Source organism: Waterburya agarophytonicola KI4 (assembly GCF_020640915.1).
Classification (GTDB): Bacteria; Cyanobacteriota; Cyanobacteriia; order Cyanobacteriales; family Xenococcaceae; genus Waterburya; species Waterburya agarophytonicola.
The window spans coordinates 62321-77157 of sequence record NZ_JADWDC010000018.1 but is presented as its reverse complement, the minus strand read 5'-3'; the positions used below and the strand labels follow the sequence as shown (position 1 = coordinate 77157).

Below are 14837 nucleotides of genomic sequence, written 5' to 3'. Positions count from 1 at the left end.
TCTAATGGTAGAATGCACAAGTCATAGAGATCTCAACCACTACGTTCTTAAGGAGATGGGGAATTCTCGCTGACACGGTTAAAGTAATTCTGTTGCTCTTTCAGCCAGGCTCGATCGCTCTCCTTTGGAAAGGGTAATATGACCAGCTAGAGGTTCGTTTTTGAACCTTTCTACTACATAGGTTAGTCCGTTACTAGCAGCGTCGATATAAGGATTATCAATCTGATCGGGATCTCCTGTTAGGACTACTTTCGTCCCTTCCCCCGCACGAGTAATAATTGTCTTCACTTCATGAGGAGTAAGGTTTTGGGCTTCATCAATAATCAAAAACTGTTGGGGAATAGTTCGACCGCGAATATAAGTTAACGGTTCGATCTGCAACAGTCCCATTTCAATTAATTCTTGGTGTCCTCTGCGCCAATGTCCCACCTTTTCGTTGTTATCTTGGGTGCCAAAAATTAGGTCGAAATTATCATAGAGGGGTTGCATCCAGGGAGTAAGCTTTTCATTGATATCTCCAGGAAGAAAACCAATATCTTTGCCCATCGGTACGACTGGACGAGATATCAGAAGACGAGTGTAGAGTTTTTCGTCTGCTACTTTTTGCAATCCTGCTGCGATCGCCAGAAGTGTTTTTCCCGTCCCTGCTTTGCCGACTAATGTAACTAACTTAATCGAGTCTTGTAGTAGTAAATTGAGAGCGAATCTTTGTTCTCGGTTGCGGGGTTGAATCTTGGATACCCCTAGTTTGGGTAAAGTAACCAAAGGAATAATTCTGTTACTTTGTCCTTCCACCATCCCTAATGCAGTATGGGAAGGATTTACTCGGTCTACGAGAGTAATATCTTGATTGGGTAAGAGTTTTTCTTCCAGAGTAATCAAACCAATCTTAAAAAAATCATTGATTTGATCGGCATCAACTAATACTTCTGTCGTCCCAGTATAAAGATCGTCTACATCTACTTTATCGGTTTCATAGTCTTCAGCATTAAGTCCCAAGGCATCCGCTTTAATCCGTAAATTGGTATCTTTGCTAACGACAATCACAGGGCATTGGCATTGATTTTTGCATTGCATCCCCACTGCTAAAATAGCATTATCCGCCACATCCCCGCTCAATTCGGGGGGTAATTCCTTAAGGGTTTGGCGATCGCCTAGAGCGACTCGCAACGTTCCTCCATTGCTCAAATTTACTCCCGCAACCAAATGACCTGATTGACGCAGATCGTCTAGGGTACGAGAGACTTGACGAGCATTACGACCAGTCATTTCTGGCTGTTTTTTAAAGCGGTCTAACTCTTCGATTACGGCGATCGGCAGTACTATTTCATTGTCTTCAAACCGAAAAATGGCAGTGGGATCGTGAAGTATTACATTTGTATCAATGACAAAGATTTTTTTCATTCATTAATGATGACGATGAACTTGCAAGCTTGTTGCTTCAAGATTTCATTCTATAGTTATTTTTAGCTGTTAATCATAATTTTTTGAGTTTTCTCTAAATAACTATCAGTTTTACTAATGCAGTCAGTTGTTTGAGGAACTAATTTTGCGAGGCTTTTGGCTAGATGTTCGCGTTTTTCTAGAGATAATTTATGGTCAGATTGAGCTTGTTGTAAGCTGCTTAAATAACCACCTAAATATTCATCTAATTTGACAAAGAAATTATCTACTTGCTGATGAAGTTCTTTTTCTAAATATACTGTTACTTTTGCTTGAATTTCATCAACAAAGCGATCGCTAGATTCATTGATCTGTTCGACAATTTCGGTGACAGAAACTGCTGAGTAATCTTCTTTTTTATAAGGCTTTTTGCGTTTTTCTTGACTATAAAAAGGAATTGCTCCGAACCAATAGTACCAAGCTCTTTTCTTCACCAAACGTTCTTCATAGCCATCATCAACCAGACGGCTTTTAGTCTTAACTAGCTGTCTTTCTATTTGGATTTCTTGATTGCTACTAATAATTGGAGATGGTAAATCTAACTCAATTTCAAAAGCAGTTTGTAAACGATTCTTAGCTCTGGTAATAATATCTTGAGTTTCTTCTATGAGAAATTTTTCTAACTCTTCTCTAGATTTTTTAACTTCTACTTCAATATCTTGACTGACTTTTAGAATTAATTCTTCCAAATGCTTTTTAGCTCGGTCAATTGCTTGCTGGGTAAAATATTCTGCTTCTAATTCTGTTTTAAAAGAAATAGTTCCTGAAGTTTTGTATTCTATGCCAGCTCTGATATTTTCTGATACCCATTTAGGAAACAATTCAAAGTCACCCAAATTACTCATTAGCAAGTTTCTCGCGTGGATATCGGCTTTTTTGATCGCATCAGCTTTTTGATATTCTTCTCCTGCAAAAAAGCTTTCTACATCAATTACGGCTTCGGTTTTGAGTTGTTCAAGAATATTTTGTAAATTTTGTTGTAGCTTAATTTTGACATCAGCCATCGTACTCAGGCGATCGCGACAAGATTCTAAATAGCTCAAGTCATTTTCTAAAGATTCAATCTCTGACTGTATTTTAGCTGTATCTTGATTAATGGCATTATGACGCAGATTGAGATCGTCTTTAATAGATAACAGATGGCTGCGACTGAGATTAAGAGCATTGTTAATACATTTGGGTGCAGCATTCCCGATTAAAGTAGAGATAGCACTTTCGATAAAAGGAGCAAAACCAGACTTGCGCCATAATTTTCCTGCTTTTTGAGCCATAATTTTGACAGTGATATCTTCTAATTCTTCATCCCAATCAATACCCAATACTTCTTGTGCTAGGGAGGTTAAAGATTTAATTTGGAGTAATTGAATCTTGGGGTTTTGCTGTACTTCTAATAAAAACTTGGTAGCAGAAAAAGCCCTAATAGCAGCCATTTCAAAAATGCGATCGTTATCGTTATTGGTCAAACCTAAGTCAGCCACAACAAATTGTTTGACTTGCTCCTTTGTCATATCTCCTTGACGACGCTGATCGATTTTATTGATCGCAACATAAAGATTATCTTGACCGATAGATTCTACAATGGGCTGAATCTGTTGTTTAATAGTCTTTGCTGCTTCACTATTCAGTTGAGTAAAATCTAAAACAACTAATACTATGGAGCTACGACGTAATTGTTCTTCTACTACTGCGGTTAAGTGCAAACCCTCCTCTGCTTCATTAGGGCCAGGAGTATCGATTATGGTAAGATTGCCCCTGGCTTCAATTTTTCTATTTTTGCCGATCTTCAACCAAGGAGTTTGAATCCGCGGGACATCTTTTAGTCGAGCAATATAGTCTTCAGTAGGATCGATAATACTAGACAATCGAATTGTATGATTGAGACGATTTAAGGTATGGTCGATCGCTTTTCGACCCATAACTTGCTCGGTAAAAGCAAAATCACTAGATTGAGTAATTTCGGTAAATAAATCTAACAGATGGGGATAGCGATCTAGTTTTGGTTGTAGAGATTCGAGTCCAAAGCGATTTACCTTATCCTTAATATTATTAGCTATGTTTTGAAATAAATCGATCGTATCTTTGGTTAAATGGAGAATTGTTTGTTTGGTTTTGGCATCAAAGACAATTTCTGTCGGAATAGTGGTCATTGCTACAGCACAACTAGGTAATAATTCCTGTCCTGCGATCGCGTTAATAATGGTTGATTTACCCGCTTTCATGGGTGCAACAATTGCCATTCTCAACTCTAGATCGGCAACATTTTTGACCGCAGCAGTAATTTGATCTTTGACGAGATCGTATTTAGATTCTGTCAAATTTTCTAGATCGCTTTGGGTATTGTCGATTAAAAGATTGATTTCATCTAATAATTCAATGACACCTTGTTGTAGATAATCTACGTCAATCGTATTTTCTGACTGAGATTCTGAAAAATCAACCTTATTAACAACCATATAATCAAACCAAGTTTTTAAAACTTATTTTCCGAGTTTGACATATTTTTGCTTAACAAGCCTCCGTAAAAAATACTATAGTTTTTTAAAGAAAAAATAACCAGAAAAACAACAAGGGTTAATTAACAACTATCTACCTTCTAAAAGTTTTTGGCAGTGTGGTTTTTGTCGTTAAATTGATAGCGTTTCTGATAGTTTGTTTTGCCGTAAATATTAAAAGAAATAGTTGGTTCGTCTCCCACAGATTCAACACTGTGAATGGCATCGGGCATTAAACCGATAATTTCTCCTGGTTCTAAAATTTGCTCTCCCAATAATTCCAAGCGATCTGGATGTTTGGGAGTAGGCGATCGCTTCCAAAAACGATTTTTTTCCGTTCCACTAACGATCGCCACTATTCCCCACGCACCATGATTGTGAATGGGAGACATTCCCCCTGGTTGCCAGGCTACCATTTGTACTGTGAGGGGATATTCTGGTTCGCGATAGAGCATTTTGACCGACCAACCAGTTTTAGGATTCGGTTGCTCGTATTCCATTTGTAGCCAGTAAGAACTAGTTAAAAGATTTCTGACAAGGGGCATGATAGCTTTCAGGCGATCGCGATCGTCGGGAATTTCGAGTAAAATATCTTCCATATCGGTCAAAAACCGAAATAGCCGATAGGGATCTGCGGTTAGTTCTTTTTCCTGAGGGTAGTAAGCTTCTCTTGTACTGTCGTCAAGCACAATCCAATTTTCGCAATCTTGGTTGGCTTCGGTAATGTTGTCGGAAGGATGATTTGACATAAAATGATTACTAATTGCTAATTATTAATTACTAAAATGATTACTGATTTTAATGGTAATAAATGAAAAAAAAATTATCTTATCGATCGCCATTTCTTGGGGGATTTCTGGCTGTAATCTTCCCCTAGTGGCTAATTCTGCCGAACCTATAACTCGCCAAGAATGTGAAGCAAACTCTTCTTTTGTCTTTATTCCTGGTGGAGAATTTATCCTAGGCAGCGATCGCCGAGAAAGAGATTATGCCTATGAAATTTCAGCCAGATCGATCGCTAATACTAACGCAGGTGCTATTCAAGCGCAGCAAAAATTACGTCAAACAGGCTGGTTCGAGCGCGAAACTTCTCGTCAAACTTCTTCCATCAGTAATTTTTGCCTGAGTCGCAATTTAGTTACCAACCAAGATTATCAAGAATTTGTGCGATCGACTAATCATCGTACTCCTGGAATTAGAGAAGCCGAATATCAGCAGCAAGGTTTTTTAGTTCATCCTTATTCTAAAGTACGAGAATTTCTCTGGAATAATGGCAAATATCCCCCCAATACAGCACAACATCCAGTAGTTTTAATCTCCTATAAAGACGCTGTAGCTTATGCAGCATGGAAAGCAGAAAAAACAGGTGAAAATTACCGCTTACCAACCGCCGAAGAATGGGAAAAAGCAGCGAGAGGAGAAACAGGCAAATATTTTCCCTGGGGAAATGAATGGCGCAATGATGCCACTAACGTTGCGGTTAGCGGTTTGAATTATACCAGCGCGATCGCAAGTTTTCCCCTGAGCAAGAGCGAATATGGTGTAGAAGACATGGCGGGTAACGTTTTTGAATATACTTCTAGCTTAAAATGGCAAGGTAGTCGTGCGGTTATGAAAGGTTGTTCTTGGGACGATTTACCAGGATTTTGTCGTGGTGCTTACGTCCATACTCGTCCAGTTGATTCCCGTCATATTTTGTTTGGATTTAGACTGGTTAAAGAATGAATATAAATTAGTATTGTTGGTTTTTTGTTTTGTTGGAGATATCTCGGACACTGAGATAGCGATCTGTGCGAATTTCTTGTACGGCGGATGCTATTTCTTGATTATCTTCTCCTAAAGTACTTAAAATCTGTCTTCCCATTTCTAATGCTGCTTCAAATTCTGGCTGTACCACTTCCGCTGCACCAAGTTTAGTTAATAGATCGATTTCTCGATCGCTATGAGAGCGAGCAACTATGTCAATATGAGGATTAATATCTCTTGCAGACTTGAGTAAAATTCTAGTGCTAGAAGGATCTGGAAGGGCGATCGCGATCGCTTTAGCCTTTTCTAAATAGGCTTTCTCTAAAACCAATTCTGAATCTGCATCTCCAAAAATATAGGGTATATTTTCTTTCCGTAAACCTCTAATGGCAGCTTCGCTATTTTCAATTACTAAGACCTTATAGTTGCGATCACGCAATACTTTGACTAATACTCGCCCAACTCTGCCATAACCAGCCACTACAATATGATCACGGATAGTCTGAGGCACAGATATACCTCTATTTCCTTGGCTTTTCTGTAAAAAATTGGCAATTATAGAAATATTTGCTAGTTTATTTGCTATCTCTGGCGATAGCTTCATGCCAAGGGGAGTCAGCACTAGGGTAATGGCAGTTGTGCCAATCAATAGATCGTATTGTTCTTGATTGATAAAAGCTAGTTTTTCCCCTAACACGGCTAAAACAAACGAAAATTCTCCAATTTGATTTAGTCCTAAGCTACTAATCATGGCAGTTTTGAAAGAATAACCAAACTGCCAAATAATCGGAAAAATAATAGTTGCTTTCCCAATCATTACCAGTGCTACTAAACCAATAATCACCCCAGAATTTTGCCAGAGAGTATCTGGGTTAATCAACATCCCAATGGATGCAAAAAACAAGCTAGCAAAAGTATCTCGTAGGGGAATCATCTTAGCCAAGGCTTGGTCGGCATAATCAATTTCTGCAATCGTCAACCCTGCAACAAACGCGCCCATTTCAATTGATAAACCGAGATTGGCGGTAATTAAAGCGATACCCAAACATAAAGCAATTACCGTAAGTAAAAATAATTCGCTATTCTCAGTTTTAGCCACTGTAGTCATCAAACGGGGAATAATCCAGTATCCCGCGGCGATCGCACTAGCAAAAAATAGTACCGCTTTAATTATTGCTGTAATCAATGCAGGAAGGAGATTATCGGGGTTATTTAAAGCAGGTAGTACCGCTAGCATTAATCCTAAAGCTAAATCTTGAGCAATCAAAATTGCTAGCATTACCTGACCATGAATTGTATTAACCTCACCTCTTTCGGTCAAAGTTTTTAAGACTACTGCGGTGGAAGAAAGAGACAATACTGCCCCCATGAAAATGCCTTCAATGGGAGACTGAACCCAACCTAACAAAGTGGTGAACAATGCTACTAAAGCGATCGTTAAACTAATTTGTAGCAAACTACCTTTGATCGCAATGTCTTTAACTCGTTTGAGTTCGGCTAAAGAAAACTCTACCCCCAAAGCAAAAAGTAAAAAAGCAACACCTATTTCCGCAAGGGATTTTATTTCTTCAATTTGAGTAATTTGACCCAACCCAAAAGGACCAATCACTAAGCCAGCAATTAGATAGCCAAGCAAAACTGGCTGACGTAAGCGATGAACAATCAAACCAGCTAATGCTGATGAGCCTAATACCAGAGTAATATCGTAAACGAAAGCATGATTGACTTCTGCCATATAATTATTTGCCAGTTGTTGTTTACCTTCTGACCTAAATTTAAGTCAAATTCTTTGGTTAATTTTAATTAAACCTTGGGCATACTAATAAGCTGGGTAGTGCCTCAAAGAACTGTGGGATAGCTAATTAATTCCTCTTTATCGATGGCGATCGCCTTGATTTAATTTAATTCAAGACAGTAACATTGTATTTTTGAATTGCATTAAGATTATTAATCAAATGTTGCGAGAGATCTATCTCAGTAATAAAAGTGAATCTTAGTTAGATTAAGATACATTCTACTGTTAATTTCAGGCGATCGCTTTATGACCAAAGCTAAAACTCGTAACTCCTTCTCAATTCAAATGCCTGGGTTGAGAAAACTGCTGTCTTATCAGAGTGAATGGCTGCGAGGAGATGTGTTAGCAGGTTTGACCGTGGCTGCTTATTTAATACCACAATGTATGGCTTATGGCGAGTTAGCAGGAGTGCAGCCCGTGGCGGGATTGTGGGCAATTCTTCCGCCGATGATTATTTATGCCATTTTTGGTTCTTCTCCACAGCTTTCCATTGGTCCCGAATCTAGTACGGCTGTAATGACGGCAGTAGCGATCGCGCCTTTGGCAGCAGCTAGAACAGATGCTTATATTAGTCTGGCTGCTTTGTTGGCAGTAATTATGGGTTTAGTGTGTATTGGTGGCTATTTTGCCAAACTAGGTTTTTTAGCGAATTTGCTTTCTAAACCCGTGTTGATTGGTTACATGGCGGGAATTGCCCTAATTATGATTGGCGGACAAATTGGTAAGATTGCCAAGATCGATATTGAAGCAGATATGTTTTTTGGTCAAATCAGCGAGTTTGTTAGTAAGCTCTCTTTTGCCCATACTCCCACCCTAATTTTAGGCATTGCTGTACTAGTCTTTTTATTTACTCTCCAGCATCATTTTCCGACTGCACCTATCCCTTTAATTGCCGTATTACTATCTACCGCAGCAGTAGCGTTATTTAACTTCGATGAAAGAGGTGTGGCGGTTGTGGGGGAAATTCCTGCTGGTTTCCCTTCCTTGGCGATTCCTCAAGTGTCAGTTCAAGATTTAACTTCTCTAGTGGCTGCTGCGGTGGGAATTTCTGTGGTTGGTTACTCCGATAACGTTTTGACTGCTAGAGCTTTTGCCAATCGTCACAGCTACAAAATTGATGCTAACCAAGAACTATTGGCTTTGGGGCTAGCCAATTTTGGCAATGGACTGATGCAGGGATTTCCCGTCAGCAGTAGCGGTAGTCGTGCAGTGATCGGCGATTCCTTGGGGAGTAAAAGCCAGTTATATTCTTTAGTCGCAATGGTGGCAGTGATTCTTGTCTTGTTGTTTTTCCGTCCTGTATTAGCTTTGTTTCCCAAGGCTGCATTGGGAGCAATTGTGATTTATGCTGCTACCAAATTAATTGAAGTCTCAGAGTTTATCAGGCTATATAGATTTCGTCCTAGTGAATTTGCGATCGCGATCATCACAACCATTGCCGTCTTAGCTACAGATATTTTAGTAGGAGTGGGAATCGCCGTTAGTCTATCAGTTATCGAGCTGCTTTATCGCGTTGCCCGTCCCCATGATGCGGTATTAGGCACAGTTCCAGATCTTCCAGGACTTCATGATATTAACGATTGGGAAGGAGCAACAACCATCCCAGGATTGCTGATGTATCGTTACGATGCGCCCTTGTGTTTTGCCAATGCCGAGAATTTTAAACAGCGATCGCTTTTATCGATTGAAGCGGAAATAATTCCCGTTGAGTGGTTGGTTCTAAACATGGAAGCCAATGTGGAAATCGATATCACCGCTATTGATATATTGTCAGAATTACGAGATGAATTAGCAGCAAAAAATATTACCTTTGCCATGGCAAGAGTCAAACAGGATTTATATCTAGACCTAGAACGGGCAGGGTTTTTGAAAGATCTGACTGCCGAACATATTTATCCAACATTGCATACGGCGATCGCCGCTTTTGAGCAAAGAAAAATTTAGTTAAACAGATTGCTTTGGATAATGCCTTCAAAATAGGGATCGGTTTGAGCTTGTTGTCGATATTTACCATCCAGTTTAATTGCTCTTTGTAAGTTATCTACTGCCGACTCGACTCGATCACCCATGACATAGCAGATGGCTTTGTTGTAATAGGCTTCTGCATAATCATCACGCACGCTCAAAGCTAGATTAAAACTAGCGATCGCTTCTTGATATTGCTCTAGTTTAATGAGATTTTTACCGCGATAGTTCCAAGCTTTAGATAATTCTGGATTTAACTCTACTGCCCGATCGAATGAATTGAGGGCATCTTCATGCCGTTCCAGCATCTCTAATGCCATACCTCGATTCATCCAAGCTACGGCATTTTCTGGTTGAATTTCTACGGCACGGTCAAAAGATTCAAAAGCTAATTCGTGCTTTAATAACATACCCAAAGCGACTCCGCGATCGACCCAGGCTTGATAATAGTTTGGTTGGATTTCTACTGCGCGGTTGTAACTAGCGATCGCATCTTCATAACGCTTGAGGCGACCGAAGGTAATCCCTCGATTGCACCACGCCTCATCAAAAGTAGGTTTAATTCTCACTGCCTTGTTAAATGCAGTCAAAGCTCCTTCATATCTTTGCAATTCTCTGAGGGCAAGACCCCGCTGATTCCAGGCATCTGGATTGTCTGACTGGATTTCTAAAGCTTGATCGAATAGAGCGATCGCTTCCTGATAATTTTCTTGAGCTAATTGCTCTTTACCCTGGAGAATAAAATCATCGGGCTTGAGAAATAACTGAGGATAATTCTGCTGAAGGTGTTCTATCGGTGCGTTGAGAGTTTGCAGGTTTTGTTGAATTTCTGCTAAAGCAGTACCAGCAATTTCTTGGGGGGTAATTTGGGCAAGATCGGCAATAATTTGCTCTTTTTCTGTTTGGGCATCGGCATACAATTGAGTAAGGCGATCGGTATTATTGGCTTTTAACTGCTCTAGCCCTTGCATAGTTGACTCCTGATGCTGCTTTAATTTAGCTTGAACTGCCATAAGGCGATCGCTCAGTTCAGTTTGCAGTTGGGCGCATTGTTCTATTATTTGCTCTTTTTGGGCTTTGATTTTTGAACTATCTTGAGCTAGACCTGTGGTAAATTTAGTTTCTAACTGGCTCAGATTTTCTAGAGTTTGCTTTACTTGTCGATCTATTTGAGCTTGAGTATTCCTTAGTTGAGTAGTGAGTTCTGTTCCTAAGTTTTCTAGGTTATTCGCTTCTATTTCCTGTCTTTGCTTAACTTGCTCTATGGTATTAGTTTGTAAGGCCGAAATTTGTTGGGCAAATTTAGATTCTAGTTGAGTAAAGTGTCGCAGAATATCTTCTTGTTGCAGTTGGGCTTTTTCTTTTAGGGTTGACAACTCGCCAGTAAATTCAGCTTGGGAATTTTGTAAATTTTCCCGAAACTCTTGTTGGTCTTGCGCTAAATCAGTTTCCACTTGAGCGATTTGGGGTATTAGTTGAGAGCTTAGCTGTGTAATTTTTTGCCCTATTGCTTCTTTTTCATTTTGAGCTTCTTGTTGCAAGTCAGTTAACTGTTGCCTAAAACTAGTTTGTGCTTGGTGTAGCGATCGCAATACCTTGTCTTGTTGTTGACTGGTTTCTGACTGAAGCTTATTTAGATAAGGAGACAATTCAGAACTTAATTTGGTCATATTTTCGACGAGGAGATCTCTTTGCTCTATAGTGCTTATCTCCAGTGTCTTCAATTGCTGCTTAAATTTAGTTTCTATTGTGCCTAACGCCTTTTGATAATTGCGAGTTTCGCCATTGACAGTTTTGATCCCTTGTTGTTGGATATTAGTCAGTTCTGTTATTAACTGAGCAATATTGTCTCGCTTTCGCTGTAATTCACCTTGAAAATCTGCTACTTCTAGATCTAATCTACCGCTCATCTGTTCGGCAGCATGCACCATACTCTGTAAATCTTGAGTAACTTGATTTAGTTCGGCTTTAGCGGCATTTAATTCCTGAAGATTGGTACTAACTAGGTGAGCAACCTCTCTGACTACTGCCTTACGTAATAGCCATAAAGATGCGATCGCTCCTGTTAAAAGTAATGCTAAAGTAGCTAAAATTATCAAATTAAACTGGGCTAGAGTTCGGCTATAAAAGCGATTCGCCTCTGCTTCAATCTGCGTTCTGACTTCTTTATCTGACGATAATGACTCTACCTGAGATGACTGCGCCAAAGAGCTTCGAGGTGAATAAGTAGAAGTAGAGGCAGTAACAGGATCGCCGAAAGAAAGTAGTAAAGTAGCCAAGATCAAGCTACTTTGGGATAACCCCAGGGAAAATTTCGGATATTTGTTGCTCATCATAACCACCTCAGTCAATTGATGACATTTTTTCAGAACTAACTCCAGGTTAATCAAAATTTCTCTATATTGGAATGCAAAAAGATTCCCTCAGTAAAACGCTTGGGCGTTTAGTGGTGAGAGTTATCTGATTTAAAGGCTTGAAACTGCGCTATCTCATCTGAGTCTGCTTGTAGCTGTTCCACAAGGCGATCGCAGACTATATTCAATCTTAATTATATTATTATATACTGATGTATTAATAATTAACCTCACAAATTCTTCAACTTGTTTGATTAATCTCAAGGTGAGGTAAGCAAACCTTTTGATTGGAGGCGACAAAATGTTATTTCGCCAACTATATGACAGCGAATCTAGTACCTATACTTATTTATTAGCGGATTTAGAACTAAAAGAAGCGATTCTTATCGATCCTGTATTAGAACAGGTGGAACGGGATTTAAAGCTACTTAAAGAATTAGGTCTAAGTCTGGGTTATTGTTTGGAAACTCACATTCATGCAGACCATATTACGGGGACGGGTAAGTTACGAGAGTTAACTGGCTGTATGGGAATTGTTTCTGCCAATGCTAAGGCTGATTGTGCTAATCGCCATATCCAAGATGAAGAGGATCTAGAATTAGGTTCGATTGTGGTTGAGGCGATCGCAACTCCAGGACATACAGACAGCCATATGGCTTATCTGGTTAATGGAGAACGGGTATTAACAGGGGATGCTTTATTTATTCGCGGTTGTGGACGCACTGACTTTCAAAGTGGCGACGCGGGTATTTTGTACGATTCGGTAACAAGTCGATTGTTTACTTTGCCAGATGCCACCTTAGTTTATCCCGCCCATGATTATCGCGGACAGACAGTTTCTACTATTGGAGAAGAAAAACAGTGGAATCCGCGCTTTGCGGGTAGAGACAGAGAAAATTTTATTCAGTTTATGGATAATCTCAATCTTCCCGATCCCAAAAAGATGATGGAAGCAGTACCCGCTAACGAAAAATGTGGACGAAAATTAGCAACCATTGAATAGTTATGGCTACCTGGATTACTGGACATCTTTTGGCATTAATAATCGGTCTAAGTTTGGGACTCATCGGCGGTGGTGGCTCTATTTTAGCAGTACCGATTCTAGTCTATGTTTTAGGGTTGGACGCGAAAACGGCGATCGCTATGAGCTTGGCAATTGTCGGTATTGTAAGTCTAATTGGGGTAATTCCTCACTGGCGACAGGGTAATGTTAATCTCAAAACCGCCATTAGCTTTACTCCACCTGCTATGTTGGGAGCGTTTGTCGGAGCGCGTTTGGCAACATTGCCTTTTATTACCGACACTGTTCAACTTGTCTGCTTTGCCGTAATGATGCTAGTAGCCAGCTATTTCATGATTCGTAAGCCATCACAGACGAGAAACCATGTTGAACTAGTTATTGCCAAAAAACATCAGCCCAAATATCCTTGGTTAGCCATAACCTTAGAAGGATTGGGGGTAGGTATCCTAACTGGTTTCGTCGGTGTTGGTGGTGGATTTGCCATTATTCCCGCATTGGTATTGCTGGGAGGAATACCAATGAAAGAAGCGATCGGTACTTCTCTACTAATAATTACCTTTAAATCAGCTACGGGATTTATTGGGTACTTAAATCAAGTAACTATTGACTGGAATCTGATGCTTACTTTTACCACTGTAGCTATCTTAGGCGTAATTTGGGGCGCATATTTTTCAGGCAAGATCCGAAGTGAAAAACTACAACAGGGCTTTGGCTACTTTCTAATTGCGATCGCCATATTTATTCTGATTAAACGCTAAGAGCGATCGACAACAAACTATTTGTAAGGTGGGCAAAATAACCTGTATGAACTTTTCTCTTAGCAGCTTTTAGAATTTACTCACCCTACCCACTCACTACCAACTATCAACCAACAAGGAGATTGACCATGACCACTATTAACCAACTTCAAGAAATTAACGCCGTTACCCTCAAAAAGTGGCTGCAACGCCAAGAAACATTATTAATTGATGTCAGAGAACCTGGGGAATTTGCAGCCGAACACATTGCTGAGGCAAAACTAATGTCTCTTTCCCAATTTGACCCTACAGTCATTCCTCAAGATAATAATAGAAAAATCGTATTGCAGTGTCAATCTGGTACTCGTTCGGCACAGGCAGCCCAGAAAATGTTTGAGACAGGCTTTAACGAAGTATTTCATCTTCGAGGTGGATTGCCAACTTGGAAGGCAGCAGGATATCCAACAGTAGTAAATAAAAATGCGCCAATTAGTATGTTTCGTCAAGTACAAATTGTTGCAGGTTCATTAGTCTTTTTAGGAACTGTCTTGGGAACTTTAGTTTCGCCCTGGTTCTTAATAATCAGCGGCTTTGTGGGAGCTGGTTTAGTATTTGCTGGTGTAACTAATACCTGTGCTATGGCAATGCTGCTAGCTAAATTACCCTACAACCAAAAAGCCGTAAACAACGGCGACATAGTTTTATAAATCCAATAAAGAGACTTGGAAGCTTCATTAACATTGGAAACTCTTGTCTACGATTCGACAGTTGTGAAACGTCTGCTATATCTCAAACTTATCCCTTCGGTTTGAGATCGTTATGGTTGGTCTACAGATCGTTTGGATATTATTATAGATAATTCCGAGAACAACTTACTCACAAAATTACTCACAAAAACCAGCATCTGCGGCGATACAAGTGCTCTTTTTAGTCGGTAGCAATGAGAGTAATAGTAAGCATTGATTTATCTCTTTTTGAATCTATCTATTTCCAAAATACAAGAACGCCATCATGAATAAGACAAAAGCGAAACCATCCATAGGCGAAGGGTGGGCTATCCATGTTTACGATAGAGATCGCCACCTGCGATTTACTCTCGAATCTTCCCATATTTGGGCGTTCAGTTGGGGCATTGGGCTGGGCCTTTTAGCGGCCATTATGTGGTCTGCGCTCTATAGCGCGTCCCATAGTCTTCCAAGCAATACTGAGCATTCAACAAACCTTTTGCAAACTCCTGAAACCAGCTCCAAAAAAAGCTTACAGGATAAGTCTGATAGCTCATAC

Annotated in this window: 10 protein-coding genes; 5 read left to right on the top strand and 5 right to left on the bottom strand. The window is 39.8% G+C overall.

The annotated features are described in order from the left end of the window. Positions 1–78: 78 nt before the first annotated feature. From I4641_RS09610 to I4641_RS09600, 3 genes are all read right to left on the bottom strand, one after another. A complete protein-coding gene (locus I4641_RS09610) occupies positions 79–1404 on the bottom strand; it encodes a PhoH family protein (protein ID WP_229640288.1) in 1326 nt (441 codons plus the stop codon). 62 nt (positions 1405–1466) lie between these two features. Then, complete coding sequence (locus I4641_RS09605) at positions 1467–3896, bottom strand: dynamin family protein (protein ID WP_229640286.1); 2430 nt, start codon at positions 3894–3896, stop codon at positions 1467–1469. Positions 3897–4036: 140 nt separating this feature from the next. Beyond that, positions 4037–4684: a cysteine dioxygenase family protein gene (locus tag I4641_RS09600; RefSeq protein ID WP_229640285.1), complete on the bottom strand. Its 648-nt coding sequence runs from the start codon at positions 4682–4684 to the stop codon at positions 4037–4039. Between the two features lie 52 nt (positions 4685–4736). Here I4641_RS09600 and I4641_RS09595 point away from each other — a divergent pair, with 52 nt between their 5' ends. Then, entirely contained in the window at positions 4737–5660 is a 924-nt protein-coding gene (locus tag I4641_RS09595; RefSeq protein WP_229640284.1) for a formylglycine-generating enzyme family protein, read from the top strand. A gap of 7 nt (positions 5661–5667) precedes the next feature. On the opposite strand, the gene I4641_RS09590 is transcribed toward I4641_RS09595, so the two are convergent. Continuing rightward, positions 5668–7416 (bottom strand): cation:proton antiporter, encoded by a 1749-nt coding sequence (locus I4641_RS09590; protein WP_229640283.1) that lies wholly within the window; start codon positions 7414–7416, stop codon positions 5668–5670. Positions 7417–7722: 306 nt separating this feature from the next. On the opposite strand from I4641_RS09590, the gene I4641_RS09585 reads away from it, so the two are divergent. Next, the gene (locus I4641_RS09585) at positions 7723–9420 is read left to right on the top strand and encodes a SulP family inorganic anion transporter (RefSeq protein WP_229640282.1); all 1698 of its coding nucleotides are present in this window, start codon (positions 7723–7725) and stop codon (positions 9418–9420) included. On the opposite strand, the gene I4641_RS09580 is transcribed toward I4641_RS09585, so the two are convergent. Then, positions 9417–11777 carry a tetratricopeptide repeat protein gene (locus I4641_RS09580; RefSeq protein ID WP_229640280.1) on the bottom strand — a complete coding sequence of 787 codons (2361 nt, stop codon included), beginning with the start codon at positions 11775–11777 and terminating at the stop codon, positions 9417–9419. The two genes, I4641_RS09585 and I4641_RS09580, sit on opposite strands and share 4 nt — an antisense overlap. A 319-nt stretch (positions 11778–12096) precedes the next feature. Here I4641_RS09580 and I4641_RS09575 point away from each other — a divergent pair, with 319 nt between their 5' ends. The 3 genes from I4641_RS09575 (at position 12097) to I4641_RS09565 (ending at position 14260) form a co-directional block, all read left to right on the top strand. Next, the gene (locus tag I4641_RS09575; protein ID WP_229640279.1) at positions 12097–12798 is read left to right on the top strand and encodes an MBL fold metallo-hydrolase; all 702 of its coding nucleotides are present in this window, start codon (positions 12097–12099) and stop codon (positions 12796–12798) included. A gap of 2 nt (positions 12799–12800) precedes the next feature. Next, positions 12801–13574 (top strand): sulfite exporter TauE/SafE family protein, encoded by a 774-nt coding sequence (locus tag I4641_RS09570; protein ID WP_229640275.1) that lies wholly within the window; start codon positions 12801–12803, stop codon positions 13572–13574. A gap of 128 nt (positions 13575–13702) precedes the next feature. After that, positions 13703–14260, top strand: a complete 558-nt coding sequence (locus I4641_RS09565) for a rhodanese-like domain-containing protein (RefSeq protein ID WP_229640274.1) — start codon at positions 13703–13705, stop codon at positions 14258–14260. Positions 14261–14837 lie beyond the last annotated feature (577 nt).